Source organism: Thiomicrospira sp., from assembly GCF_014859555.1.
In the GTDB taxonomy this organism is placed as follows: domain Bacteria; phylum Pseudomonadota; class Gammaproteobacteria; order Thiomicrospirales; family Thiomicrospiraceae; genus Thiomicrospira.
Genome location: NZ_JACUTY010000004.1, coordinates 1 through 26239, shown reverse-complemented (window position 1 = coordinate 26239; position 26239 = coordinate 1). Strand labels below are relative to the sequence as shown.

Annotated in this window: 26 protein-coding genes; 6 read left to right on the top strand and 20 right to left on the bottom strand. The window is 44.1% G+C overall.

Annotated elements, in window-relative coordinates:
- Positions 1-24: 24 nt before the first annotated feature.
- From IBX48_RS01375 to glyA, 4 genes are read right to left on the bottom strand one after another with little or no spacing between them, the layout of a single operon-like run.
- A complete protein-coding gene (locus IBX48_RS01375) occupies positions 25-678 on the bottom strand; it encodes a riboflavin synthase (protein ID WP_296829919.1) in 654 nt (217 codons plus the stop codon).
- Positions 679-718: 40 nt separating this feature from the next.
- On the bottom strand, positions 719-1855 hold the full coding sequence (gene ribD, locus IBX48_RS01370; protein WP_296829917.1) for a bifunctional diaminohydroxyphosphoribosylaminopyrimidine deaminase/5-amino-6-(5-phosphoribosylamino)uracil reductase RibD: 1137 nt from the start codon (positions 1853-1855) through the stop codon (positions 719-721).
- 58 nt (positions 1856-1913) lie between these two features.
- Positions 1914-2390, bottom strand: coding sequence for a transcriptional regulator NrdR (gene nrdR, locus IBX48_RS01365; RefSeq protein WP_296829915.1), 477 nt, complete (start codon positions 2388-2390; stop codon positions 1914-1916).
- A gap of 58 nt (positions 2391-2448) precedes the next feature.
- Positions 2449-3720, bottom strand: coding sequence for a serine hydroxymethyltransferase (glyA, locus tag IBX48_RS01360; RefSeq protein ID WP_296829912.1), 1272 nt, complete (start codon positions 3718-3720; stop codon positions 2449-2451).
- 170 nt (positions 3721-3890) lie between these two features.
- On the opposite strand from glyA, the gene ettA reads away from it, so the two are divergent.
- From ettA to IBX48_RS01345, 3 genes are read left to right on the top strand one after another with little or no spacing between them, the layout of a single operon-like run.
- Positions 3891-5561, top strand: coding sequence for an energy-dependent translational throttle protein EttA (gene ettA, locus IBX48_RS01355; RefSeq protein WP_296829910.1), 1671 nt, complete (start codon positions 3891-3893; stop codon positions 5559-5561).
- Between the two features lie 20 nt (positions 5562-5581).
- Positions 5582-6499, top strand: a complete 918-nt coding sequence (locus IBX48_RS01350; RefSeq protein ID WP_296829908.1) for a GGDEF domain-containing protein — start codon at positions 5582-5584, stop codon at positions 6497-6499.
- Between the two features lie 29 nt (positions 6500-6528).
- On the top strand, positions 6529-7011 hold the full coding sequence (locus IBX48_RS01345) for a DsrE family protein (RefSeq protein WP_296829906.1): 483 nt from the start codon (positions 6529-6531) through the stop codon (positions 7009-7011).
- Between the two features lie 86 nt (positions 7012-7097).
- Here IBX48_RS01345 and IBX48_RS01340 read toward each other — a convergent pair whose 3' ends face one another.
- Positions 7098-7769: a response regulator transcription factor gene (locus IBX48_RS01340; protein ID WP_296829904.1), complete on the bottom strand. Its 672-nt coding sequence runs from the start codon at positions 7767-7769 to the stop codon at positions 7098-7100.
- 26 nt (positions 7770-7795) lie between these two features.
- Positions 7796-9331: a hybrid sensor histidine kinase/response regulator gene (locus tag IBX48_RS01335; RefSeq protein WP_296829902.1), complete on the bottom strand. Its 1536-nt coding sequence runs from the start codon at positions 9329-9331 to the stop codon at positions 7796-7798.
- 137 nt (positions 9332-9468) lie between these two features.
- On the opposite strand from IBX48_RS01335, the gene IBX48_RS01330 reads away from it, so the two are divergent.
- Both IBX48_RS01330 and trxA read left to right on the top strand, forming a co-directional pair.
- On the top strand, positions 9469-10854 hold the full coding sequence (locus tag IBX48_RS01330) for a class II fumarate hydratase (protein ID WP_296829900.1): 1386 nt from the start codon (positions 9469-9471) through the stop codon (positions 10852-10854).
- A 40-nt stretch (positions 10855-10894) separates the two neighbouring features.
- Positions 10895-11272 (top strand): thioredoxin, encoded by a 378-nt coding sequence (trxA, locus tag IBX48_RS01325; RefSeq protein WP_296829897.1) that lies wholly within the window; start codon positions 10895-10897, stop codon positions 11270-11272.
- A 16-nt stretch (positions 11273-11288) separates the two neighbouring features.
- Here trxA and IBX48_RS01320 read toward each other — a convergent pair whose 3' ends face one another.
- Positions 11289-11921 carry a CBS domain-containing protein gene (locus tag IBX48_RS01320; protein WP_296829895.1) on the bottom strand — a complete coding sequence of 211 codons (633 nt, stop codon included), beginning with the start codon at positions 11919-11921 and terminating at the stop codon, positions 11289-11291.
- An 81-nt stretch (positions 11922-12002) separates the two neighbouring features.
- Between IBX48_RS01320 and IBX48_RS01315 the strand changes: the two genes are divergently transcribed.
- Positions 12003-12278 (top strand): cupin domain-containing protein, encoded by a 276-nt coding sequence (locus IBX48_RS01315; protein WP_296829893.1) that lies wholly within the window; start codon positions 12003-12005, stop codon positions 12276-12278.
- A gap of 43 nt (positions 12279-12321) precedes the next feature.
- On the opposite strand, the gene IBX48_RS01310 is transcribed toward IBX48_RS01315, so the two are convergent.
- The 13 genes from IBX48_RS01310 to IBX48_RS01250 all read right to left on the bottom strand — a co-directional run bounded on the left by IBX48_RS01310 (position 12322) and on the right by IBX48_RS01250 (position 26073).
- On the bottom strand, positions 12322-12660 hold the full coding sequence (locus IBX48_RS01310; RefSeq protein WP_296829891.1) for a thioredoxin family protein: 339 nt from the start codon (positions 12658-12660) through the stop codon (positions 12322-12324).
- Between the two features lie 4 nt (positions 12661-12664).
- Complete coding sequence (locus tag IBX48_RS01305) at positions 12665-13567, bottom strand: ROK family protein (RefSeq protein ID WP_296829889.1); 903 nt, start codon at positions 13565-13567, stop codon at positions 12665-12667.
- The gene (locus tag IBX48_RS01300; protein WP_296829887.1) at positions 13558-14232 is read right to left on the bottom strand and encodes a class I SAM-dependent methyltransferase; all 675 of its coding nucleotides are present in this window, start codon (positions 14230-14232) and stop codon (positions 13558-13560) included. Before IBX48_RS01300 ends, IBX48_RS01305 begins: the two co-directional genes overlap by 10 nt.
- Positions 14225-15013, bottom strand: coding sequence for a ferritin-like domain-containing protein (locus IBX48_RS01295; RefSeq protein WP_296829994.1), 789 nt, complete (start codon positions 15011-15013; stop codon positions 14225-14227). Before IBX48_RS01295 ends, IBX48_RS01300 begins: the two co-directional genes overlap by 8 nt.
- Positions 15014-15152: 139 nt before the next feature.
- Positions 15153-15533 carry a hypothetical protein gene (locus tag IBX48_RS01290; RefSeq protein ID WP_296829885.1) on the bottom strand — a complete coding sequence of 127 codons (381 nt, stop codon included), beginning with the start codon at positions 15531-15533 and terminating at the stop codon, positions 15153-15155.
- A gap of 164 nt (positions 15534-15697) precedes the next feature.
- Positions 15698-16186, bottom strand: a complete 489-nt coding sequence (locus IBX48_RS01285) for a hypothetical protein (protein ID WP_296829883.1) — start codon at positions 16184-16186, stop codon at positions 15698-15700.
- Between the two features lie 2 nt (positions 16187-16188).
- Positions 16189-16848 (bottom strand): hypothetical protein, encoded by a 660-nt coding sequence (locus tag IBX48_RS01280; protein WP_296829881.1) that lies wholly within the window; start codon positions 16846-16848, stop codon positions 16189-16191.
- On the bottom strand, positions 16845-18404 hold the full coding sequence (locus IBX48_RS01275; protein WP_296829878.1) for a hypothetical protein: 1560 nt from the start codon (positions 18402-18404) through the stop codon (positions 16845-16847). Before IBX48_RS01275 ends, IBX48_RS01280 begins: the two co-directional genes overlap by 4 nt.
- Positions 18405-18413: 9 nt before the next feature.
- Positions 18414-19619, bottom strand: a complete 1206-nt coding sequence (locus IBX48_RS01270) for a type II secretion system F family protein (RefSeq protein ID WP_296829876.1) — start codon at positions 19617-19619, stop codon at positions 18414-18416.
- 9 nt (positions 19620-19628) lie between these two features.
- Positions 19629-21314: an ATPase, T2SS/T4P/T4SS family gene (locus tag IBX48_RS01265; RefSeq protein ID WP_296829873.1), complete on the bottom strand. Its 1686-nt coding sequence runs from the start codon at positions 21312-21314 to the stop codon at positions 19629-19631.
- A 2-nt stretch (positions 21315-21316) separates the two neighbouring features.
- The gene (locus IBX48_RS01260) at positions 21317-22981 is read right to left on the bottom strand and encodes a hypothetical protein (RefSeq protein WP_296829871.1); all 1665 of its coding nucleotides are present in this window, start codon (positions 22979-22981) and stop codon (positions 21317-21319) included.
- Complete coding sequence (locus IBX48_RS01255) at positions 22978-24714, bottom strand: type II and III secretion system protein (protein WP_296829869.1); 1737 nt, start codon at positions 24712-24714, stop codon at positions 22978-22980. Before IBX48_RS01255 ends, IBX48_RS01260 begins: the two co-directional genes overlap by 4 nt.
- Before the next feature lie 9 nt (positions 24715-24723).
- Complete coding sequence (locus IBX48_RS01250; protein WP_296829867.1) at positions 24724-26073, bottom strand: AAA family ATPase; 1350 nt, start codon at positions 26071-26073, stop codon at positions 24724-24726.
- Between the last annotated feature and the right edge of the window lie 166 nt (positions 26074-26239).

The following is a 26239-nucleotide window of genomic DNA, read 5'->3' as shown; positions in this document are numbered from 1 at the left end:
CAATTTAACTAAAGGGCACCTAAATTATGACATAAAGCCATGGCTTGCTAAAAATTCAGGTGTTAAAGATTTAGCCGACTCTGCTTGTGGGCCAGTTAATAGGCGCTCTAAATAACGCGCTAACAAATCTACTTCCAAGTTAACTTGGCTACCAACTTGCCATTCGATAATATTGGTTTCGGATCGAGTATGCGGAACAATATTGACATCAAATACACAATCTTCAACGCCATTCACCGTCAAACTTATGCCATTAATACACACCGAGCCTTTTTGGGCAATATAACGCGCAATCGCGCGCGGCGATTCAATTTTATAGCGCCATGAACGCGCATCAGCTTCTATCGATTTGACCGTGCCGACGCCATCAACATGACCACTGACTAAATGACCACCAAGTCGGTCTTGCAAACGCAGCGCTTTTTCAAGGTTAACTTTTGAGCCGGTTTTTAAGTGGCCTAAGGTCGTTACCTTTAAGCTTTCGGCGGACACATCCGCCACAAACGAGGTATGATCAAACTCAATCGCGGTCAAACAAACACCGTTGGTGGCGATGCTGTCACCCAGTTGAACATCAGACATATCTAAATCGCCCACATCCACACTTAAACGCCAATCACCCTGGCGGGTTTCAATACGGCGAATTTGGCCTTGCGCTTGAATAATCCCTGTAAACATGTCGTGCCTTCTGTTGTTTGAGTGGGGTTAGCTAGTCGAATTATTGAGCCGCGAATCCAAACACAAAATGCCAATCATCACCGACCGCTTCAACCGATTTGGCTTTTAAACTTATGCGATCTTGCATCGTCACCAGGCCTGGTAACATTAGCAGCGGTTTGCCTTGATGTCCCATTAAATGCGGCGCAACAAACCAATGCAGTTCGTCCACTAATCCGGCCTCGATAAATGCACCGGCGACAATCGCACCGGATTCGACCATCACATCGCTGACCTGCTCTTCTTGCGCCAAGTAATCCAACACGCTATCTAAATCTAGACGATCATCCTGTGCCTGTACCGCGACAATTTCGGCACCTTGCGCCAATAAAGTTTCAACCACCGATTTATTGTTTTGTGCCGTCGCTTGACTGGTCATCACTAAAGTGCGACCCGGCAAACTCAACATTTTGGCTTCTAACGGCATGCTTAAATTAGGATCCAACACCACCCGAATCGGATGACATAACACGTCATCCAAGCCAAGCTTGGCTTGAGTTTCAGGCGCCAACCGCACGTTTAAACTCGGATCGTCGGCCAATACGGTACCAATACCGGTAATGATTGCGCCATGACGTGCGCGTAATTTATGCACGGACTCACGCGCGGCTTCGCCGGTAATCCACACACTTTCACCGGATGCCATCGCTGTACGACCATCCACACTGCTGGCCAATTTTAGGCGCACAAAAGGACGTTTTGCTTGCATACGTTTAATAAACCCTTGATTTAATTGTGCCGCTTGCGCAGCTTGAATACCTACTTCAACCTTAATCCCTGCCGCTTGCAGACGCGCTAAACCTTGCCCCGCCACTAGCGGATTCGGGTCTTGCATTGCCACCACCACTTGCTTAACGCCGGCGGCTATTAAAGCATCAGCGCAAGGCGGCGTTTTACCAAAATGCGAACACGGCTCTAAAGTCACATAAACCGTTGCGCCTTTTGCTTGATCACCTGCCGCTTGTAACGCCACCACTTCGGCATGCGGTTGACCGGCTTTTACATGCCAACCTTCGGCAATCAGCTTTCCGTGTTTTACAATCACACAACCTACCGCCGGATTAGGGCGTGTGCTAAACAAGCCTTGCTTAGCCAGTTCTATCGCACGCGTCATCCAGGCCTGGTGGTTATGAGTCATACCAACACCCTGCTCAAATCCTTAACACCATATTGGAAGCAAGCCAATCCGAACAAATCTAACCCCGGTCCGTTTTGGCGGCGGTAGCTTGCACCAGTTTTTCGATTTCTTCACGGAATGCGTTCACATCCTGGAAAGACCGATAGACCGATGCAAACCGAACATAAGCCACTTGATCTAGTTCACGCAAAGCCTGCATGACCCATTCACCGATTTGTGAAGATGGAATCTCACGCGAGCCTTCCGCCATCATCAACTTACTAATATGGTTAACCATTTCATCTATGCGTTCGCTTGCCACCGGGCGTTTTTCGAGTGCTTTTATCAAACCCCGACGAACTTTTTCTTCCTCAAACCGCTCACGATTACCATCTGACTTAACCACTCGTGGCAAAGATAGCTCGGCACTTTCGTAGGTGGTAAAACGTTCGCCACACTCCAGACATTCTCGACGACGACGTACTTGAACCCCTTCGGTTGCCAAGCGTGAATCGACAACTTTTGTATCTGGGGCATTACAGAAAGGACAATGCATAGAAGCTCCAACAAACAAGCACCAGGCCTGGTGCTTGTTGTTTTAAGGAAAAATTAGATTACTTATAAACAGGGTATGCGGCACATAAGGCTTTAACCTTCTCGCGCACACCGGCAATCACGTTCGCATCCCAAGTTTCGTTGGTTTGATCACATGCATCAATGACATCACACATCCAGCCAGCTAGCTCACGACAGTCTTGCTCATTAAAGCCACGAGTGGTTGCGGCGGCGGTTCCAACACGAATACCGCTGGTTACAAATGGCGACATTGGATCATTGGGTACGGAGTTTTTGTTAATGGTAATGTGTGCGTCACCCAATGCGGCATCCACCAACTTACCGGTTAGCTTTTTATCAATTAAACTCACTAAAAATAAATGATTCTTGGTGCCACCAGACACTACATCCAAGCCGCGCTGCATAAATACTTCGGCCATGGCCTGAGCATTTTTAATCACGTTTTGTGCATAGACTTTAAACTCCGGTTCCATCGCTTCTTTGAACGCGATCGCTTTGGCCGCAATCACGTGCATTAATGGCCCGCCCTGAGTACCCGGGAAGACGAGCGAATTCAGTTTCTTTTCGATTTCTGGGTTGGCTTTTGCCAAAATCAGCCCACCACGTGGGCCACGCAAGGTTTTATGTGTGGTGGTAGTGGTCACGTCTGCAATTTGCACCGGGTTAGGATAAAGGCCCGCCGCCACCAAACCAGCTACGTGCGCCATATCCACTAACAAATACGCACCCACACTGTCGGCGATGTCACGGAAACGTTGCCAATCCACTATTTGCGAATAAGCCGAGAAGCCGGCTATGATCAACTTAGGTTTATGTTCTTTCGCTAAGGCCGCGACTTCTTCATAATCAATTTCGCCGGTTTCCGCGTTTAAACCATACTGCACCGCATTGTAAATTTTGCCTGAAAAGTTCACTTTTGAACCATGCGTTAAATGCCCACCGTGTGCCAAACTCATGCCCAAAACGGTATCACCCGGCTCTAACAACGCCATAAAAACCGGTGCATTGGCCTGCGAGCCTGAGTGAGGTTGCACGTTGGCATAGTCAGCACCAAACAATTTTTTAGCCCGCTCAATCGCCAAAGCCTCAATCACATCAACGTGTTCACAGCCGCCGTAATAACGTTTGTATGGGTAACCTTCTGCATATTTATTGGTTAAAACAGACCCCTGAGCTTCTAAAATGCGCGGGCTGGTGTAGTTTTCAGATGCGATCAATTCAATGTGATCTTCTTGACGTTTCGCTTCTGCAGCGATCGCATTAGCAATATCATCGTCATAGCCAGCAATGGTCATGGTTTTATTAAACATGCAAGGACTCCAAATCGGTAAAAAATAGGGATAGTTTTAGGTAAGAGGTGATTTTAACAGCTGTCAAAAAAAATCACCATGCTAAATACCGTTAACATCTTTATAAAAGCCGCAAATTTCGGTAAAGTGTTGAGTAACTTTATTTCTATTGAATGGATACTGAAAACCCTATGGCACAATTTGTTTACACCATGAACCGCGTTGGAAAAGTGGTTCCACCGTCAAAACACATTTTAAAAGACATCTCTTTGTCGTTTTTCCCGGGCGCTAAAATTGGCGTATTGGGTTTAAATGGTTCGGGTAAATCCACCTTATTAAAAATCATGGCGGGTTTAGATACCGACATTATTGGTGAAGCCCGCCCGCAGCCTGGTATTAAAATCGGTTATCTTCCGCAAGAACCGCAGCTTGATCCAACTAAGGATGTGCGTGGTAATGTTGAAGAAGCGGTCGCCGAAGTCAAACAAGCAATGGCTAAATTAGACCAAATTTATGCCGCTTATGCCGAACCCGATGCTGACTTTGATAAGCTCGCGCAAAAGCAAGCTGAAATTGAAGACATTATCCAGGCCATGGATGGCCATAACCTAGATCGCACGCTGGAAATAGCGGCGGATGCCTTACGTTTACCGGCCTGGGATGCGGATGTGACCAAATTATCCGGTGGTGAACGTCGCCGTGTGGCTTTATGCCGTTTGTTATTATCAAAACCCGACATGTTATTGCTTGACGAACCGACCAACCATTTGGATGCCGAATCGATTGCTTGGTTAGAACGTTTCCTACTCGAATTCCCCGGCACGGTAGTCGCGATTACCCACGACCGTTACTTCCTCGACAATGCGGCCCAGTGGATTTTGGAGCTGGATCGTGGCCAAGGTATTCCTTATGAAGGTAACTATTCTTCTTGGTTAGAGCAAAAAGAAAAGCGTCTGGAGCAAGAATCCAAGCAGGAGGTCGCCCGTTTACGCACGATTAAACACGAACTTGAATGGGTTCGCTCCAATGCGAAAGGCCGTCACGCTAAATCAAAAGCCCGTATGGCTCGATTTGACGAACTCAGCAGTATCGAAACCCAAAAACGTAACGAAACCAATGAAATATTTATTCCGGTGGCGGAACGTTTAGGCGAAAAGGTGATTGAAGTTAACCATATCTCCAAAGGGTTTGGTGATCGTTTATTAATTGACGACTTAAACTTCAAACTTCCACAAGGTGGCATAGTGGGCATTATCGGGCCCAATGGCGCGGGTAAATCCACCCTGTTTAAAATGCTCACAGGCCAGGAAAAAGCCGATTCAGGTGACATCGTATTTGGTGAAACCGTCCAACTATCTTATGTCGATCAAAGCCGCGACGCATTGGATGACAGCAAAACCATTTGGGAAGAAATTTCCGGTGGCGACGAAGTCTTTATGGTAGGTAACTTTGAAGTGAACTCGCGCGCTTATTGCTCACGCTTTAACTTTAAAGGCGGCGACCAACAAAAACGCATTGGCGAATTATCCGGTGGCGAACGCAACCGTGTGCATTTAGCCAAAACCCTACGTAAGGGCGGCAATGTATTGCTGCTTGATGAACCCACTAACGATTTGGACGTTGAAACTTTACGTGCGCTTGAAGATGCCCTGCTCGAGTTTGCTGGCTGTGCGGTGGTGATCTCGCACGACCGTTGGTTCCTTGACCGTATCGCGACGCACATGCTCGCGTTTGAAGGTGACTCGCATGTGGAATGGTTTGAAGGCAACTTCTCTGACTACGAAGCCGACTACAAACGACGCAAAGGCGCCGATGCGGCTCAACCGCATCGCATCAAGTACAAGCCAATTATTAAGAATTAACGAATTTGGAGCATCCTGCAATGCCGCAAACAGATCAAACGTTACACTCACACATTGAAGCGATTGCCAACGCGATGCCTGACCCAATTTTCATTATGGGCGAAGACGGTACTTACTTAGACATGATCGGTGGTCAAGAACGCTCACTTTATGCAGACGGCCACACCCTAATCGGCAAAACCTATGCTGAAGTCTTGCCGGAAAAAATGGCGATGCGGTTTTTAAATCTGGTGCAAAAAGCCATTAAAACGCAGCGTTTGCAAGAAATTGAATACCAACTGGCTAACGATGAAGTCCAAGGCATTGACCCAACTGGCCCACAAGGCGGCCAGTGGTATGAAGCTCGTGTTTACCCACTGAAAACTGATGTGTATGGTCAGCCAGCGGTAATTTGGCTGGCAATCAATATTAGCTCGCGCAAACACATGGAAGAGCAAATTGAGCACTTATCGAAAAACGATGCACTCACCAACTTTTATAACCGTGACTTCTTTTTGGACTTAGCAGACGAGTTAATTAACACGGCTAAGCTAAATAAGCAGCCATTATCCTTAATCAAAATTGATTTAGATTGTTTTAAAAATATAACCGATGGGTATGGTCATGAACTGGGTGACAAGGCAATTTTAAATGCCGCCCATGCCATCCAGCAAACTGTCGGAAACCTAGGTCATGTTGGCCGTTTAAGCTGCGACCAATTTATGATTGTATTGCCGGAAGTCAAAGCCGTGGATGCATTCCGCATCGCCAAACTGACGCAGGAGAAAATTTCCAGCTACAAAATCCGTTTGGATGAAAACACGGTTACCTGCTTAACCAGCCAAGCCGGTGTGACTGAACTACGTCAACCCGACGAAGACAGCCGCACTTTATTTAACCGAGTAAACGACGCGATTCGCGAACTGCGCACCAGTCGCGAAATAACTAAAACCCTCTAACAATAGATCTTAAGATCAAAGGATACAGCATGAAAAAACTTAACCTATTCAGCCTAGTCGCTTTAATGTTCGTTATGTTCAGCGCCCCTCTTCAAGCGGCAGATGATGGCGCAAAAGTGGTCTACCACGTTGACTTTAGTGATGTCACACGTTATTCAGCCACGCTTACCTCAATCAATAACATTATGAATGCTTACGAAAACCAACTAATGAATGCCGATGTACAATTGGTATTTGTTGGTCACGGCCTGCGTTTTACAACCGATGACGCACTTAAAGGTACGCCTTATGAGCATGATGCCGCTATGCTTGAGCGTCGCGATGAACTTAAAGGCCGTTTAGATGCGCTTATGAACTCACGCGGGGTTACGGTCAAACTTTGCGACCACACACGTAATGAAATCAATCTAGATCCAGCCAAAATTTACGATGGTATTGAGCTGGTAGAGTCCGGCGTATTTGATATCGCGATCTTACAAAGCGAAGGTTATGCTTACCTGAAAATTCAATAAGTTAATATTTACTTTAGATACAAAAAAGCCGCGAATTAATCGCGGCTTTTTTTATTGAAGCTTAGTCAACCTCTAGGCTCGATAAATCACTCAATTTCAAGCAATTTAACCTTGGTTAAACCGGTATCATTTGCATAATGTGTGATTTCAGCCGGTGAAGTGGCACCTAGCTTAGTCATTAAGTTTTCACGATGCTTAGATACGGTACGATCACTGATTTCCAACATTTCAGCGATATCTTTGGTCTTGTAACCTTCCGCAATCAGCTTAGTAACCTGCTTCTCACGAACCGACAGCTTACGCATACCACGTTTTTTCTTCATCGACATATCGTCGTCTAAGAAATTCACCACACTCGGCTGTATCTTAGTATCAACAAAACGTTCGCCATCCATCACTTTACGCAAACCATCCAACAGTTCTTTTTTGCTGATTGATTTAGTCGCAATACCATGAATGCCCAGCTCTAACGCTTCCTGCCAAACACTTGGCGTTTCAGCCGCCGTTAACACTACAATCTTCGTTTCTTGATGGCGACGCTTCAATTGCGAAATAGTGTTTAAACCATTTAACTTTGGCATCGCCAAATCTAAAATAACGATATCCGGTGACTTAGCACGCACTTGCTCCAAGCAAGTAATGCCGTCTTCGGCTTCAGCCACTACTTTAAAACCGTCATCCGATTCAATCAGTGACTTTAATGCGGCACGAACCAAGTCATGGTCTTCCGCTAATAATAAATTGATTTTCTTAGCCATGATAAAACACCCCTAATAATAATTTTTTAAAGTTCACAAGTGGCCTGTAATTTAAGAACTTGTGAACGAATTTTATGTAACCTTTCTAAAGAGTCTTGTACCGATTCATGCTGAATCGCGGTTTCCAACCCTTCCAAATCAACCAGCCAAGTATCTTGTTGAAACAGCATAAAACTGCCTTTTAAGCGATGCATCCAATCGCGACAATTTTGATACTGAGATGCTTTTACACACTGCTCTACTTCACCTAGTAGGTAATCGACTTCCTTAATGAATTTAGGAAGCATTTCGGTTAAATCACTAGGTATTTTATCATGTATAAAATTTTTACAGTCGTCTTTTTTCGGATTATTTAATTGGGAATGGTTTGATAATCCGAATCGTTTGATTAATTGCAAAGGATCAACTGGCTTAATAAAACAACAATCAAAACAAGGATTTAACTGATCCACCAAGGAGGGTTCGGCGCTAATTAAATATACACCTTTTAAATTTACCTGCTGACCAGCCATTTGTAGCTGCCTAATTTTTTGACACAGCTGCTCGCCGTCCAGCTTAGGCATAAATCTATCCAGAACCACGTAATCAAATTCACTATTTTCTAGCCACTGTAGCGCTTGCTCACCATCTTGCGTCTCTACCCACTCAAGTTCAGGCTGAGTTAATTGACTGACTAACAAAGCTCGGCTTAACTCTGAATCATCGGCTAATAACACTCGAAGTTTGGATGGCCTCACCTCAGGCTTTTGATGTTTTTTAGGCCGATCATCAAACACGTCTGGCTGCGCTAACGGATTCGTTAAAACGGGTAGCCACACAATAAAACTCGTGCCTTGACCGAGTTCGGACTCAACCCGGATTTTTCCCTGCATCGCGGCCACCAATGACTGGACAATAAACAAACCCAAGCCTGAACCGATGGTTTCACCGGCCTGGGTTTGCACCAACTGATTAAAGGGTTGAAACAATTTACCCAATTCAGATGCCGCCAAACCTGGCCCGCTATCCTTTATGCGAAATTCGATACCGCTATCATAAGCTTGCCAATCCAGCCTAACCTGACCTTGCTGAGTAAACTTAAGTGCATTAGCTAACAAGTTGAGCAACACCTGTTTTAAGCGAAACGCATCGCCTTTCAACCAAACCGACTCTTGAGGCAAACTAACGTCCAATTCAATCGGTTTTTTTCCTACCAACCTAACCGACATGGCCTCTAGTTCACGCAGCAGGGTTTGCAAATCGAAAGATTGTGATTGAATGGTTAATCGCTGATGCGACACTTGCGCCAAACCCAATAAGTCATTCACCGACATCGACATGTGTTGCACCGCCGTTTCCAACAACCACCAGGCCTGGTGGTCGGCGGCCTCCTTGTTCAGTTGCAGGGATTGCGCTTTTAATTGAGCTAGCGTGGATTCGACCACACTTAAAGGTGAACGCAATTCGTGTGTCCACATGGCATAAAACTGGTTTAAAGCTTGCGATTCGGCTAACTGTTTAGCTAACCGCTGACTTTTTTTGGTTTGTTTTTCGCATTTTTTTAACAGTTTTTTGCGCTTCACGGTGCAACCTATGGGTTTTTGAATGAAAGATGCGTAAAATGATACCAATATTTTAAATCGCCTAGGACGAGATCAACAAAGGCTCGCTCAAAAGCTTGATTCAACTTAAACTTAATTAATTCAAAAAGAACGTTTACATGTCAAATACACGCATTGAACAAGACAGCATGGGAAAACTTGAAGTTCCCGTCAACGCACTTTATGGCGCACAAACTCAGCGCGCAATCAATAACTTTCCTATTAGTGGGCGTGGGCTTTCACCGGCTTTTATTCACGCCCTTGCCTATATCAAACTTGCCTGCGCACAAGCCAATCTAGCGTTAAAGCAACTTGATAAAACTAAAGTAGATGCGATTGAACAAGCCGTCAAGCAAATTTTAAGCGGCCAGCATGACCAGCAGTTTCCGGTCGATGTGTTTCAAACCGGTTCAGGTACTAGTACCAATATGAACATAAATGAGGTGATTGCGAATTTAGCCTATCAACTCACCCAGGTTAAGATTCACCCGAATGATGATGTCAATATGAGCCAAAGCTCGAACGATGTTATTCCAAGCAGCATTCACGTTAGCGCAGCGTTAGTTTTAAACCAACAATTGATTCCGAGTTTAAAGCATTTGGTTGGCACGATTAAAACACGTGAAGATCAACTTCAAGACGTAGTGAAGACCGGCCGCACCCATTTAATGGATGCGATGCCGATTCGCTTTAGCCAAGAATTATCCGCTTGGCGAGCCCAAATAACCGACAATATTGCACGTCTTGAAAGCACGCAAGTACGTTTATTGGCCTTGCCACAAGGTGGCACGGCGGTAGGCACAGGCATTAACGCTCACCCTGAATTTTCAAAACTTTTTTGTGAAAAACTGTCGTTTTTAACCCAGCAAACCTTTTCACCTATGGCCAACTTATTTGTTGGTTTAAGCTCTCAAGATACGGCACTTGAGCTGAGTGGACAGCTGAATGTACTCGCCGCGAGCCTGATGAAAATTGCAAACGATTTACGCTGGATGAACTCAGGCCCCTTAGCTGGTTTAGGTGAAATTCAATTACCAGCGTTACAGCCGGGCAGTTCGATTATGCCAGGCAAAGTCAACCCGGTCATTCCGGAGGCCGTGGCGATGGTGGCCGCCCAAATGACCGGCAACCATACCGCGATCACGATTGGGGCGCAGTCGGGCAACTTCCAACTTAATGTGATGTTACCCATGATCGCGGATAATTTACTCAGCAGTTTAAACTTGGCCAGCAATGCCGCTAGACAACTGGCCGATCAAGCCATCGCCGGATTTGAGGTCAATCAAGCCCAACTTAAAAAAGCCTTAGACGTTAATCCAATCCTAGTCACCGCTTTAAATACTGTGGTAGGCTATGAAAAAGGGGCCGCGATTGCCAAGGAAGCTTACCGTAGCGCACGCCCTGTGCTTGAAGTGGCCTTAGAAATGACGGATTTGGATGAAGCCACGTTATTAGGTTATTTAGATCCAGCCAAGCTCACGCAAGGCGGCACCCCTTTGGTGTAAAAACCGACTCAAAATTTATAAACGAAAGAAAGGAAACCCCATGGCCGTAATCAATCTTACCTTAGCCCAATTTGACGAAACCATTAATAATAACGACATGGTTATTTTAGACTTTTGGGCGGAATGGTGTGGTCCATGCAAACAGTTTGGTCCGGTTTTTGAAGAAGTTTCTGAAAAACACCCTGATATTGTGTTTGCTAAAATTAATGTAGAAGAAGAACAAGAGTTAGCGGGCATGTTTCAGGTTCGTTCGATTCCGACTATCGCCTTAATGCGTGAAAAAGTCGTGGTTTATGCCAATCCGGGTGCGATTCCTGCCAGCAACCTTGAAGAAGCCATTGAACAGTTGCGCGGTTTAGACATGCAAAAAGTTCACGAAGACGTGGCTAAATCCCAACAAGCCGACAGCGCTGAATAATTAATTCAACACCTACTTAAGCGTATATTTCAAGCGGTGGCAGTTTAGCCAGCCGCTTGATTAAATCTGTACGCGTAATGATACCAATCATTTTATATCCATCTTCCGACATCACGGGTAAAGAACCTATCCGATACTGGCTCATAATAAACGCCACTCGTCGTACATCCACATTTGCTAAGGTCGTCACCACTTCTGGATTAGCAATTTCCATAATTGCTCGATCCGCCGGCGTTTCAATTTGGTTCGACTGATTCACAATCACATGACGTAACAGCTCCTGTGATGAACAGATACCCACCAGTCTCTCGCCATCCACTACGGGAATATGTTGAATTTTTCGTTGCTGCATAATATTCCAGACCTCCGTTAAGGTCGCCGTTGGCGGCAAACTGATCACCGAACTGGACATGATCTCGGATACCGTCACCACAACATGCCGATCCGTCATGGTTTCAAGCTGTTTTTGATATTGACCTAACGCATAATTGGCGCGTTGATGACGCTGCGCTTCTCCCGGATAATCCTTATCCAACTCCAGCATGGTTTCATTAAATTCCACTGGTGTAACCGGATTAACCTTGGCGGCCTTATTGGTAGGCTCCGCGCCTATAAAATTGCGCCCTTCTGGACTATAAACCACAAACATAGCGACCGCCTTTTCTTAGTAATTTTTATCAAGTGTTTGCTAGAATAACGGCCAATCTGCGCAAAACCCAAGGAAACAATTATGTCACCCATTGTTATTCAATCACAACCCAGTCAAATTGAACTTGATAAACTGGGCGTTCAGCACTGGCCAACCTGGCAAAAACAGCCATCCGAATTTGATTGGCATTATGACGCCACCGAAGTGTGTTATTTAATTAAAGGCGAAGTGTTAGTCACCCCTGAACAAGGCAAAGCTGTACTGATTAAAGCGGGTGATCTAGTGACTTTTCCGGCGGATTTGAATTGCCAGTGGCAGGTCAAACAAGCGGTGCTAAAACATTATCAATTTTATTGATTTTTAAACTGCAAACCTAAAGCACCAAGCCTGGTGCTTTAGGTTATTCTGAAATATTGAACAATAACTCATATGGGCGTTGAATTTCATCCAGTAAAGCCGCTAAGCTAAAGCTGCGCGCCTTTTCAATAAAACGCTGACGATCAAAATACACCTGCACCACCGGCAAGCTAAATACCGACTTTTGCGCACACAAGGTTTGACTCTGCTGACAATCAATATACACCACTTGCAACAAAGGATAACGCTCTGCTAACATCGTTTCAAGCTTGGGTTTAATCACCTGACAAACGCTGCAATGCTCGCCACCAAACAACACCACCAGGCCTGGTTGTTGGTTAATCAACTGTTCCAACTCTTCTAACTCAACCAATGTTTTCATGTTTTTATTCCTCCCCTTGTCCCCATAACCAAGCGGCGCCCATCACACCACTTGAATCCCCGAACATCGGGGGTTTTAATTCGGTCACAACCTGATCGCTAAATACCCATTGTGCCCAGCGTTTGGGTACTTCGGCGTAAAGTTCATTGACCTGGCTTAATCCGCCGCCCAGCACAATCACTTCAGGGTCAAACACATTTATCACTGAGGCTAAACCTTTCGCCATCCAATTATAATAGCGATCCATCATCTGCACCGCAGGTGAATAACCTTCTCGCATTAAACCGACAATTTGCTGCGCCGTGCATTGTTCGCCCGTATAACCTGCATAACGCTGGGCTAAGCCTGTTCCTGATAAAAAGGTTTCGATGCAATTTTGTTGACCACAATAACACGCCACATTCACGTCTTGTTCTGTAGACCAAGGCAAAGGATTATGCCCCCACTCACCGGCTATCGCATTCGCACCCGCCAAGATCTGTCCATTTACCACCAGGCCACCGCCACAGCCAGTTCCGACTATCACACCAAATACGCTTTGCGCTTGCTGGGCGGCGCCTTGCGAAGCCTCTGAAAGTGCAAAGCAATTGGCATCGTTGGCAATCCGTACTTCACGCCCTAAGCGAGTTTGCAAATCGCCCCGCAAGTCTTCGCCAATTAACCAGGTTGAGTTAGCATTTTTAACCCGACCGGTTTTAGCCGAAATCGCACCGGGAATACCCACTCCAACACTTCCGGTTTGACCAAGCGCATGTTCAGCTTGATGCACTAGAGTAACCATGGCCTCTAAAGTATCGACATAACAACCTTTTGGTGCCATCACTCGTTCGCGTAGACAAATTTCGTTATGCGCATCTAATGCCACAATTTCAATTTTTGTGCCGCCTAAATCGATCCCTAAACGCATGATTTAACGTCCACTTTTTTTCTTAAAAACACACTAAAGTCATTGGCTAAGTAGTCTGAACGCCAATCCACTTTATACGCAAATCGCTCACAAAAAGCCGCAATCGACGCGGGATAAAAACTTTGTAAATCCGCTCGTGATTGAATCCAAGAATTGTGTTTATTTAACAAATTAAACCCCACACCCAAACGCGCAATTCGGTATAAATCTCGAATTACCGATTTGGCATAAGCACCGGTTTCGTCCACCACTTCATTTAAAGCGCCCGACAAGAATACGAAATCGAATGAATTCTTTTCAAACCCTTGATCCGCCAGCTCACCTTCAAATAACTGGATGTCTGGATGCAAACAACCGGCACTGTAAATCATGTCCGGTGATACATCCACACCCGTGTAATTTATGCGATAACCGGCTTGATTTAAATAGGCGTAAAAGTCTGCAAATCCGCAGCCAACATCCAGTATAGACCAGGCCTGGTGGTTGGATTTTTCAACCGATGGTATTAAATTTGCCAACACCTCAAAGCGCATTTTTTGCACGTCTTGATCTGACCAAAACAGGGCTTGAGGATGATAACCAAAACGTTCAATTGAGGCTTTATGGCGCAATTGAATACGTGTGCGCTGTGCTTCCGACAGCCGAATAGGAGGTAACTCAGCCATCGACTTTCTCAAAGGTTTGCGCTTCCATGGATTTTAGCCAAGCAATCTCTTGTTCTGAAAAACCGGCTTGCTGTCGTGCCTCGTAGTTAAATGGCCCACGAATATCTCCATGAAAAAAAGTCGTTAAAATTGTCTGAAATTCGTCAAATGGGTTTAAGCCACGCTGGTCACACACATAACGATACCAACGTGTACCGACCGCTACGTGGCCGATTTCATCGCGTAATAAAATTTTTAAAATTTCCACCCCTCGATGGTCGCCAATCGCACGCAAGCGTTTAATCATATCGGGCGTTACATCCAAACCCCGCGCTTCTAGCGTACGTGGCACCATCGCCATACGTACCAACACATCATGATCGGTTTCGTAAGTGGTTAGCCAAAGTCCGTTATGAGCGCTCAAATCGCCATATTCACAGCCTAAATTAAACAAATGTTCTCGGATCATTTGAAAGTGATAAGCCTCCTCTCCCGCCACACCAAGCCAGTCGGCATAATAATCACGTGGCATATCCTGAAAACGATAGACCGCATCCAAGGCTAAGTTAATGGCATTAAACTCGATATGAGCAATCGCATGCATCAAGGCCGCATGGCCTTCTGGCGAACCTATTCGACGGCGCAATAATTGCTTGGGCGCGACTAACTTGGGCTTGGGCGGACGCCCTGGATCCTTAATCCGTTCGACTTTATCGTGTGGCTCAAAATTAAAACGCTGTTCGGTCCAGTCAACTAACAGTCCATCCAACAAACGTACTTTGTGATCCAGTTCGGAACACATTAAACATTCATAGACTTGTGCGAAGAGGTTTTTAGTAGTCACAACACATCCATATTTTAGGATTATTTTTGGCATAAAAAAAGCCGGTTATTAAACCGGCTTTTCGAGATAGCATCACCTATTGTCAATAGAAGGGATTTTATTGACGATAGTAAACAGCCATCAGGTAACGAACGCCCATGAAATTTTTGGTGTCGATCGCGTTGAAAAGGGTTGCCCACTTTTCACGATCAGCTGCCGTCATGACTGAATAAGGAGCACGTACGTACTGCTTACCGTCTTTTTCATATTTATACTGGCTTTCATACTTAGCTTCGATCTCAGTTAATGCGGCTTTGCACTGATCAATAGTAGTAGACTGCTGCACTTCACGTGCCGCTGTGTTACCACCCTCGATACCCGCTGCAATTAGCTTTTGTGCATCACCAACACACTGATCATAGACAGAAGCAGCATGAACATTCATTGAGAATGCCGCAACACCTGACAGAAACAAAGCTTTAAGAGTTAATTGTTTCATTGAATACTCCAAATAGGTTTTGCCTCTCTAGCGTTGGTAATTCTGACGTGTTTGCTCGCAAATTGCAAGCCGATTTTAATAGAATATAACCAAACACTTATAAGAAGTTTTTATCTCAAACCCAAGACTCCTCTAGATATATTCATCTCGCTGGTTAGACGGACTCAGCGTCGGGTTTTAATTTTGCTCTCTGGCGGGTTCGGCCAATCATTTAAATCATATAACACACCAATTTTGGCTCGACCCCACTTGCCATTTGTTGTTAGGGTAACGCTTTGATCGTCAATCCGATGGACCTGAACACCCAATTTAGACTCGGGGGCTTTATAAATCACGCCGTTGATTTGGACACGTTTATGGCCATTCTGTTGCAAAATAGCGCTGACAAAAAGCGTTCCCCCTTCCATCACCAGGCCTGGTGCTTCAATTTTTTCGGGTGTTTTATCATCTTTTTTTACGATGGGTTTGGTTAAATAGGCTTGGCGTTCAAAATCTATCAATTGACGCTGCTCAGGCGTCATTAACAAACTGGCAATTTGAGCTTGAATCGGCGCCGACACACACAAACTCATGAGAACAATCAGTCGAACCATATGGATTTTAAATGTTTGTTTTTTTAAGTTGAAACTGGCTTTCTTTTGATCAACCCACATAATTAACGCCATTCCTTAGGATCAAAACTAGCCGGTTCAGCTCGCAACAGTTGTAAACCACAACGCATTACCACATTACCCTGCTCCGGTTTTAAGCTCATTTCAACCCCAACGCCGGTACGCTGAAGCTGAATATCACAATGCTCAACTAAAAAAAATGGGCTTACATTTTGACGTAACCAATCCATTAATTTTAAATAGTCCGCATCGGTTTGCAATCTCAAATTAAGCATCATTTTATGGCTATAAAAAATCGGCCGAGATACTGGAAGCTGCTTAACATCTGAAGCATTCAAACGCTTTTCGGCTTCAAACTGTACACTCAAACCGCTTAACAACCAGGCCTGGCTGACCTGATTTAAGCTATCGGTCCAAAGCACGCGATCAATAGGTTGGTCAAAGCCCTGCTGTTTAATGGCCTCAAAACGCAGCTGGTGTGCTTGCTTAACACTCACCTCTTGTTTTAACTGCCCAACCTGTCGCATCAACTGATTAACCTGCTGCTCTTGAAGATAGACCTGCTGAGTTTGTAAACTGACTCGCTTAAGAAACTGGTCATACACAACCCAACTTAAAATCAAGGAAAAAACCAACCCTAAAAACGGCCAGAGTATTAAGCGCTGAAAATATTGAGTACTAAAACCCAGGTCTAGCTTCTTCATGGCGTATCCTTCAGCGTTTGTCGCGCGTGCATAACCCACTCTAAGCTAAACGGCAAAGCACGCGTATCTCGCCCAACCTGTAGACTCTGGCCTTGCGACTGATCTTCACTAAATGGCTTTTGTAAAAACACGATTTGATCAATACTGGGGTGGTCAGTCAAATCAGATTCTAGTGCATTTAAAGCTTGTGTAATGGGCTTATATTGACCGTCAAATGGGTGCACCTGGCCTCGGACCGTGACTTTAAGTTGATTATCATCAAATTGATTAAGCGGCTGCCAGCGAATCTGTTCAATTTTAATTTTTGGATGGCGACTCAATAATTCAGCCAATGCAACCAAGTCGAGTCCGTAAGGCTGTGCCGTCGTCATTTTATTCAACTGATCTGAAAACTGAACCGCGGCTTGCATATCTTGCGATTTCACCTGACCTTCGAGCTCAGCAATTAGATGTTTTTTTTGAATCTGTAGTGACTGCTCGACCTGCTGAAATAAGTCCTGCTGGCGATCCAAAAAACGGTCCTCTAAACTGGACTTTACTACCCCAAATCCGATCGCAATCACGACTAAACCGGCCAATATCTTAAGTGCAAAGCCAGCGTATCGAAATCGATTCACCTTCTTTATCGCCGGGTTTGAAAAGAAAGATGGCACCCAACCTGCTTGCAATGATTGCGCCAACACCGCATTGCCATAACATAAATCATCCGTGGGCATGCTAACTCGGTTAACTAGGTTGACGACATCAAAGAAATGCAACGCTTTATCCCAGCGTGGTGAGATGACACCGGCCTTTTCAAAAATTGACCAAAAGTTTTCCACCAAACTTTCATCAACATGATCAACTATAATGTAATTAAAAGGCGCACCTTGCGGCAGAATTTTTTGACTGTAAATAAATCGGGTTGCCAACTTAGACTCTTGTGCCAAAAATTCAACTTTCGACAAATCGGTTTCCTGATCTTTTTTGATCTCCACAATCCGCGTTAAACGCAGATGGCCATTTAGAAAAAAGCATTGACGATAATGGCGCTCTGACATTCTAACCACTAATAAAATAGGTGCCTTGGTTTGGTTAGCGGTTAGCTTAAGCTGACCTTTCATATAAGATCGCAACAAGCGTTTTAGCAAGAAAGCGGAGGAATGCAAACTCGTCCAAATATAATTTGATTCGCTTAATTGACTCATCAGATTTGAAACGGCATTAGAAGAATAAAGTGCGACTGTCAACAACATTTCCTCTGCACGGTTATCTTCATTGGTTTGACGTTGTCCAGTCCAAATAAAGCGTTGCACGCTGGCGCCTTTTTGACGTGACTTAGTAGCTAAACGCGTTTGTAACGCCCACTTTTCCCAAGGCAAAAGTCTAGGCATGAACTCAACCTGAAGATCCTCATCAACTACATCCAGAATGACACTAATTTGTGCGTTTAGCGCTAAACTGGATACAAACTCCGACACGTCTGGCCAGTTAAACGACTTATGACCAACGATGCGTTTTCCTCGAAATTGAAACGCTTCTAAGTGATGATCCATTGCATAAAGTACATAACGCATAAGCTGACCTTAAAATTGAACCTGAGTAATCGTATCGTAAACTGGCCCAAGCACGGCCATCATAACCCAGCCTACTATCACCGCCATAATTATGGTTAATAACGGCTCTATCGCGGGTTCTATCTTCTCAATACTTTCTTTGGCTTCGCGATCATAAAAATAACTCACATTTTTTAACGACTCGTCCATTTGACCACTGCGTTCGCCTACCTTAACCATGCGTACCCCAAGTGGTGGAAATACGTTGGCCGTCGCAAAGGCTTGATGAATCGGTTCGCCTTCTTTAATCAAACGAATCGCCATCAGTACATTTTTTTCCATATAAGTGTTATCCACGACTTTTGAGGCCAACTTCATGCTTTCAGTAAAACTCATGCCCGCGCTGTACATAACCGCCAATGAATTGGCTAAACGCGCAATTTTCAATTTATAAAGTACCGGGCCAATAATCTTAATTTTAAACTTGGCTTTATCAAACTGAATCCGAAACATTTCAGAACGTTTCAACCAAGCTTTAAATATAAAAACCAATACAAAGGGGGCCGCTAACAAAAATAAAATGTTATTTTGAATAAAGCTCGATGTCGCAATTAATGCGCGCGTTGAGGCGCCTAATTCACCACCCATTTGACTGATAAAACCCAGCAACTCGGGCACCACAAACACCATCATCAATAACACCACACCCAGCACAACAAGACTCACAATGGCGGGGTAGATCATGACTTTTTTGGCTTTAGCCAACAGCTCATCTTCCCACTTCAACATATTGGCCAAGTCGGCTAAAATGACTTCCAATTGGCCGGTTTGTTCGCCGACTGATACCAAAGAAATATACACATCGCCAAACACATCACGATAACTTTGCAAGGCATGTGAAAAGGTTTCACCACCTTCCATGGATTGATAAATAAAATCGAGCATTTCTTTTACTGCATGATTCTCGAATGAATCGCGTAAATCGGCCAGAATCTCCATTAAGGGTACACCTGCGCGTAAAAGCTGTTCAAACTGAAAGGTAATCGCAATGATTTCTTTACGTGTTATTTTCGTCTGTTTAAACAGTTTTAGCCCTCGACCCTTGGGTTTAAGACTCAAAATATCAATTTTAGAGGCTTGAAGTTTTTGCTCAACTTCGGCTTGATTCTTACCTTCGATTTGGCCGCGAACCCTTTCACCATAGCGATTAATGCCGGAAAATTGATATATTTGCATACTCAGCCCTTATATCAACTCGGTTAAGTTAACCACGCGGCTGATTTCATCTAGTGTGGTTTCACCTCGCCGCACCCAACTCACCGCACTCTCAGTCAAGGTTCTGAAGCCCTGTTTTTTGGCTTGTTTCAGCAAGACATGGGTGGGCGCTTCATCCAACAATAAATCATCAATTTCATTGGTAAAGCGTAAGGTTTCCAAAATCGCAAGCCGCCCTTTATAACCTATGTCATTACACTTGTCGCAACCCACGGCTTTGTATAACACGGCATGCTCATTGTCCTCTAAGCCGACCAGCTGGGCTTCAAATGCATCGGGGGTATAAGGTTGTTTACAATGAGGGCAAAGTTTTCGCGCCAAACGTTGAGCCACAATACCAATAATATTGCCAGCCAACACGGTCGAAGGTACGCCAATATCCAACAAACGCGGAATCGTTCCAAGTGCCGAGTTTGTATGCAGGGTCGCAAAAACCTGGTGACCGGTCATCGCTGCACGAAAAGCCATTTCAGCGGTTTCGGTATCACGTATTTCACCAATTAAAATAATATCCGGATCTTGACGTAATAAAGCTCGAATACCGCGCGCAAACGTCAAACCGATATCGTCATTCACGGCCGTTTGACGAATTAACGACATGGGGTATTCCACTGGGTCTTCCAGGGTCATAATATTAACCCCGACATCATTCACTTCATTTAAAATCGAATATAAGGTGGTGGTTTTACCTGAACCAGTCGGCCCCGTAACCAAGAAAATGCCATTTGGTCGACTCATCATTATTTTTACTTCTTGATACGCATCCGGATCTAAACCCAAAGCATCCAAAGGCACGATACCTTTTTCGCGATCCAAAATACGCAACACAAAGTTTTCACCTTGTGTACCGGGTAAGGATGAAACCCTAAAATCGATGCGGCGCCCCATGACTACTAAATCCATGTGACCATCTTGAGGCAAACGTTGATCGGTCAAATCTAGGCTTGATATAACTTTTAATCGCACCACCAGGCCCGACCAAAGTGACTTATGAAGCAGGCGAACTTCTTGCAGCACCCCATCAATTCGATAACGAACACGCACATAGTATTCTTCGGGTTCAAAATGAATGTCAGAGGCCTCGCGCTTAACCGCGTCGGTCAATAAACTATCGACCAAACGCACCATGGGCTGCGAATATTCGTCGGTTTCCGACAAGGCATGAATATCGACTTGACCCGTTTCCAGTTCGTTTAGAATGCCATCAATTGATAACTCGTAACCATAATAATGATCAATCGCGAATTGAATTTCTGACTCAGCCACCAGCACCGGCTGCAATCGTAAATCGGAGCGTTTTAAATTTCGACGAACTTTATCCAGCAACAAAATGTCTTCTGGGTTACTCATCGCCAGTTTAAGTAGATCATCGCGTAAACTAATTGGTAATATCTGGTTAGCGCGCGCAAACGTTTCGGTTAGAGTGGCTAATGCACTTAAATCTGGTACGATGCCTTTAATGCTCATAGAGTCATAACCGGTTGACTCACCCACCGCTTCACGCGACTGCTCTTCGGTCATAAACCCAAGGTAAACAAAAATCTCGCCGAGTTTTTTACCGGTTCGGCGTTGTTCGGTTAAAGCAATTCTTAGCTGATCGGCATTGATATAACCTTCGTGAATCAGTTTGTCACCTAAGCGCATTGGTTGAGCCATGTTTAATCCTGTTCCATAAAAGTTTGCAGCAGCTTAACCCGCTGGTAAACAGCTACGCTATTAAACTGGGCAGACGAGTCATTTCCCGCTAACGCCAAGCTGTGCTTATAGTGTTCTAACGCCTGCTCTAGCTGCCCAAGATGATCCAAACTAACGGCTAAATTTAATCGGTAATCCGGATTATTTTGCTCTAAACGTACGCTATCAAAATAATGTTGCTGTGCTTTAAACCAATCTTGGCGCTGCGCATACTGATTACCCAAGGCAAACTGCAAAGTAGCCGAGTCAGGATAACGTCTGGCCAAACCAATCAAATCATTAAGTGTGGCTTCCTGGTTTCCAAGTTCGGCCGCGATAGACGCAATGCCTTGCAGGGCGTCTACATCCTCTGGATGTTGTTGCAGAACTCTATAATAAAAAGACATCGCTTGCTCATAGTCCTGTCGCTGAGCCGCTACCGCGGCCAAACCAATTTGGCTGTTCTTACTATTAGGGTTATCCGCCAGGCCTCTTCGATAATGGATTTCCGCCTTGTCAAAATCCGACCTTAAATAAGCCTGATAGGCCAATTCATTTTCAGCCAGCTTTTCTATTCGATTCAGTTCTATATTTGCACCAGGCCTGGTGGTTTGCTGCGGACTAAGCCTTTCTTTAGGCGCCGCTGTCGATCTAGTTCTGTTGGGTTGGGTCGTTTGAGGTTCCGCATTCAAATCGTCAACCTGCTTGGATTGCTTATCATCCAGCCGATTATAAATATCTACTTCGGATTTTGGTGAAGCACTGACATTTTCAAATACGTTTTGTGTCTTGTCTTGTGTGGGTATAATCGGTTTTTCTATGCTTGATGTAAACTGAACCAACTGTTGGTCATATTTACGTTCCAAGTCTTGAAAAATAAACAGCGCGAAATATATTAGTACCGCTACAAAGGCGCTAATCACCATAAAATAAATATAAATCTTGCGCGTTATTGAGGATTTAAGCGGTTTTAATGTTGTGGTTAAAGCTGGTGAAAATAGTTTTTTTACCTGCTTGGACTGCAATGCCCGCTGCGCAGATGAGACCTGGTTGCCCGGTTTAAACAAGGCTTCCAGCTCCGACTGTTTGCTACTGGCGTTTTGCCCTTGGTTGGTTTTCGGTTGATCCGCCATCTTTGGCACCGATGGTTCAGAATCGGAATTAAGCGTTTTAACGGATTGGCCATGTTTTTCAGCGACTCCAGGCAAATCTGGGATATCACTTAATACATCCATAATTTTTGAGGAAGCAGACGGATAGGATGGAGCCGATGCCACCTCTGACTCAGCCAATTTAAATTTAGACGCTGTTGAAATCGGTTTTGACGCCTTAGTGACGGGTTCGGGGCTTGGCACAGCAGAAACCGAGCTAGAATCGGCCTGAAACGAACCTTGACCTCCCGTTCGACTTTCTGGATTAGGATCCGTTTTAGTTGGTTCGGCAAGCGCTTGGCTTGTTGAAGCCTCAGCGAAAGCTAACACTCTTGCCTCTAATTCCGCTTTCGCTTTCGCTTCGGAACAAAAACCCTCAGAATCTGCCAAGATTGCAGCATTACTGATGTCCACATCTTTTTCAACTTGACTCTTACCTTCTTGCTTGGCTTTCTTTTCGGCCGCGGCTTTTTTAAGTGCGTCTAATAAGACACTCATTCAGACGCTCCCGTGCGTTTTTCAAGCAAGCTACGGAACGACTTTAAATCACCCGATTCAATGTCAGGGCGATCCACAATAATAGGGCGAATAAAAATAACCAATTCGGTCTTCGATGTTTTACGCTCAGAATAACCAAATAATAAATTGCCAAAAATAGGAATGCGAGATAACCACGGTAAACCTGACTCCAAATTATCTTGGCGATCTTCAATTAATCCACCAATTACCGCCGTCTGCATATCACGCAACTTTAGCACCGTTTCCATCTCACGCTCTTGCACAATCGGTATCGAACTTACCGCGCCCACTTCAAATAAATCAGGATTGGGATCATTAACCCGGCCTATAATTCTTGAAATAGTGGGTCTAATATTTAAAGACACTTCGCGCTGATCACTCACAAACGGTGTCATACTCATCATAAAGCCAACCGGCACAGTATGAACACTGGTTGAATAGGTCACGTCCGTACCGGCCGTGCTTGTAGATCGAGAAACATCAATAGTGAAATAAACTTGGTTGTCCACCACCTTCAATAAGGCGGTTTGGTTATTCACCGCCATTATCTTTGGACTCGATAACACTTGAACATCGCCATATTCTTCGAGTGCTTTTAAGCCGACATTTAAATCTAAACCCACATCATTCCCCAGGGTGGCCGTAAAAACATTGTCAGCCATTGGCTCAGCCCCCGGTAACGCCATTAAAGCCTCACGGTTTGACAAGTTTCTAAATCCAGACGTGGACCAGTCAATTCCAGATTGATGGTTTTCAGATAACACCACCTCAACCACCGAAGCTTCTATCATCACCTGACGTTCAGAACGCTGAGTTATAGAGTCAATATAATGCTGAACTTGGTGATGACGTTTATTAGTGGCATACACCAATACCAGGCCAGCTTCTGGATTAATTACGACCGTACTGCTGTTATTTTGTATAGAACGATTTGGATTAACATTAGAACCTGAGTCGAATGAGCCCGTTAAATCTGGAGATTGAGCCACATTTAATACATTGGCTTGACCAGCTGTAATACTGGAACCACCAGGCCTGGTGGTTCGATCATAAGTCATACTTAATAAACTTGAACGTAGCGTTGACCAAAAGTCATGTACAGACGCCACTTCAACACTTGATCGACTGCCTGTAGACTGCCCGCCTTGGGTTGGATTAACCGAACCACCCACCGTCATATTCATCACGATAGAATCACGACTTGAACGTTTGATGTTTACATAATCAATACGATAATGTTTCCAATACGCTTTATCCGGCTTAACCTGAATCAAATCTTTATCGACATCCACGATCAAATCCAACTGATCCGATATTCTTTTTAAGATCGACTTTAATGGCTGATTAATCGCATTAATGGTTAATTTCCCCTCAACACCCGGCCAGATATCGACTTCATAACCAGACATCTCAGAGAGCCGATAAATAATTTCATGCACTGGCGCATCAAAGGCCGTTAGGCTATAGCTAGGTAATGAAACTTCTGGTTTCGGTGGAATGTTATAAGCTCTTGCACTAACAATACTAGGAACGCTTGAGTCCGAAATGGACTCTATTGGGCGTGACTGAGCTGTTAAATGCCCATCCGTGACCGATGGCTTATTAGCCGTTTCCAAACCCCGATCATTGTTGTTTACAGGCTGACCAGAGCATGCAACTAAACCAAACAACAAACTTAACAGAATGACTAGATGTACTCGGAAGTTTTTCACACTCACCTCTTAAAGTTGGTTATTTGGTTTTTGATCGGTTTGTATTGATTCTGATAAATAACTTAATACCTGAGATTTTGACACGATAAATGGTTGGCTTGACAAAATATAATTTGGCAAAGACTCAATAAACTTTATAGCCAAGCTATAACCGCTGTAAAAACCATAGTATAGAGTGAACTGACCGCGTTTAGGATTGATTGAATAAAATAGTTGGTCAGGATCAATCCAATCATAAGTTTGCATTGTTTTAAGCGTACCATCTAAACTAGCCAGTTCTGCTGTCATCAACTGCACACTATAAAGCATGGTCGAATTAGACTGTATTAAGCTAATATTTGACTCAATAACAGCGTTATATTTAGATATAGAACTCAAGTTTTTCACATCTAAGTTGACCACCGTAGTTGATTGAAACTCTTCTAGTTTCAATGTTAGTGCGTTAGTCTCAGGAACATTAATAACATCTTCGTGATTAAGCGGGGAAGCCTTAAAATAAAACACCATCCAAGCGACTATAAAAATACTAACTACGAATACTAGCCCTGCCCAAATTGGTTTTATTAAAAAACCTGTTTTAGATATATGACTAGGCTTTATAAACTTCGTTCCTTCAGAATAGGCCGCCAATAAAGCACGATCCGCTAAAACATGAATATCCCTAGGTAAACCTTTAGATAACTTAGAAATAAGTTTAGCAACTTTTACACTAAATAAATCCTGCCCCTGATAACCGGCTTTACGCATACGAAAATTTAAATAAGACTTAACATCCGAAACACCAAATGCAGGTAAATATATGGCATGCGAAATTCGACTTTGAAATTGTCGAATTTCGGGCCTAGATAAAACCGTATCCAACTCTGGCTGACCAAACAACACAATCTGTACAAGTTTGTGTTGTTCGGTTTCCAAGTTGAGCAATAGCCTAACTTCCTCCAAGGTTTCAATCGGCATAGCTTGAGCTTCATCAATTAAAATCAAAGGTTGACGCCCCAAGGCATGCTGTTGGATAAAAAAATCGCGTAACTTGGAAATCAAAAAAAATTTTTGCTCATTTTCATGAACGTTAATACCAAATTCATGGCAGATAAAAAATAAAATATCATGCGGTAACAGGTTAGGAGAGTTGATATAAACAATCTGATAATCAACCGACAATTTCTGGCTTAGCCTGCGTAAAATAGTCGTTTTACCGCTACCAACCTCACCGACTACTTTTATAATGCCATCGCCCCTGTCTAACGAATACAAAATAGCCGACACTACTTCTTCACGATCAGCATCTTTGTAAAAATAATCTAAATCAGGGGTAGATCGAAATGGCAAATCAGACAAATCAAAAAAAGCTCTATACATCTCTTTTATCCAAATAATTCTTTTTACATTTTAAAGAAGTTAAAGCTTAAAAGCCAGAGAAGTCTAATGATAAGCCACTAGTTAATGACAAGATATAAAAATGGAAAATTAAGGCAAAAAAAAACCCCTCATGCGAGGGGTTTTTAGATGTATGGAGCTTGGCGAT

Bases quoted from the DNA above. Each gene is read 5' to 3' on its own strand.
- IBX48_RS01375 (WP_296829919.1), bottom strand. From the start codon at position 678: ATGTTTACAGGGATTATTCAAGCGCAAGGCCAAATTCGCCGTATTGAA.
- ribD (WP_296829917.1), bottom strand. From the start codon at position 1,855: ATGACTCATAACCACCAGGCCTGGATGACGCGTGCGATAGAACTGGCT.
- nrdR (WP_296829915.1), bottom strand. From the start codon at position 2,390: ATGCATTGTCCTTTCTGTAATGCCCCAGATACAAAAGTTGTCGATTCA.
- glyA (WP_296829912.1), bottom strand. From the start codon at position 3,720: ATGTTTAATAAAACCATGACCATTGCTGGCTATGACGATGATATTGCT.
- ettA (WP_296829910.1), top strand. From the start codon at position 3,891: ATGGCACAATTTGTTTACACCATGAACCGCGTTGGAAAAGTGGTTCCA.
- IBX48_RS01350 (WP_296829908.1), top strand. From the start codon at position 5,582: ATGCCGCAAACAGATCAAACGTTACACTCACACATTGAAGCGATTGCC.
- IBX48_RS01345 (WP_296829906.1), top strand. From the start codon at position 6,529: ATGAAAAAACTTAACCTATTCAGCCTAGTCGCTTTAATGTTCGTTATG.
- IBX48_RS01340 (WP_296829904.1), bottom strand. From the start codon at position 7,769: ATGGCTAAGAAAATCAATTTATTATTAGCGGAAGACCATGACTTGGTT.
- IBX48_RS01330 (WP_296829900.1), top strand. From the start codon at position 9,469: ATGTCAAATACACGCATTGAACAAGACAGCATGGGAAAACTTGAAGTT.
- trxA (WP_296829897.1), top strand. From the start codon at position 10,895: ATGGCCGTAATCAATCTTACCTTAGCCCAATTTGACGAAACCATTAAT.
- IBX48_RS01320 (WP_296829895.1), bottom strand. From the start codon at position 11,921: ATGTTTGTGGTTTATAGTCCAGAAGGGCGCAATTTTATAGGCGCGGAG.
- IBX48_RS01315 (WP_296829893.1), top strand. From the start codon at position 12,003: ATGTCACCCATTGTTATTCAATCACAACCCAGTCAAATTGAACTTGAT.
- IBX48_RS01310 (WP_296829891.1), bottom strand. From the start codon at position 12,660: ATGAAAACATTGGTTGAGTTAGAAGAGTTGGAACAGTTGATTAACCAA.
- IBX48_RS01305 (WP_296829889.1), bottom strand. From the start codon at position 13,567: ATGCGTTTAGGGATCGATTTAGGCGGCACAAAAATTGAAATTGTGGCA.
- IBX48_RS01300 (WP_296829887.1), bottom strand. From the start codon at position 14,232: ATGGCTGAGTTACCTCCTATTCGGCTGTCGGAAGCACAGCGCACACGT.
- IBX48_RS01295 (WP_296829994.1), bottom strand. From the start codon at position 15,013: ATGTGTTCCGAACTGGATCACAAAGTACGTTTGTTGGATGGACTGTTA.
- IBX48_RS01290 (WP_296829885.1), bottom strand. From the start codon at position 15,533: ATGAAACAATTAACTCTTAAAGCTTTGTTTCTGTCAGGTGTTGCGGCA.
- IBX48_RS01285 (WP_296829883.1), bottom strand. From the start codon at position 16,186: ATGTGGGTTGATCAAAAGAAAGCCAGTTTCAACTTAAAAAAACAAACA.
- IBX48_RS01280 (WP_296829881.1), bottom strand. From the start codon at position 16,848: ATGAAGAAGCTAGACCTGGGTTTTAGTACTCAATATTTTCAGCGCTTA.
- IBX48_RS01275 (WP_296829878.1), bottom strand. From the start codon at position 18,404: ATGCGTTATGTACTTTATGCAATGGATCATCACTTAGAAGCGTTTCAA.
- IBX48_RS01270 (WP_296829876.1), bottom strand. From the start codon at position 19,619: ATGCAAATATATCAATTTTCCGGCATTAATCGCTATGGTGAAAGGGTT.
- IBX48_RS01265 (WP_296829873.1), bottom strand. From the start codon at position 21,314: ATGGCTCAACCAATGCGCTTAGGTGACAAACTGATTCACGAAGGTTAT.
- IBX48_RS01260 (WP_296829871.1), bottom strand. From the start codon at position 22,981: ATGAGTGTCTTATTAGACGCACTTAAAAAAGCCGCGGCCGAAAAGAAA.
- IBX48_RS01250 (WP_296829867.1), bottom strand. From the start codon at position 26,073: ATGTATAGAGCTTTTTTTGATTTGTCTGATTTGCCATTTCGATCTACC.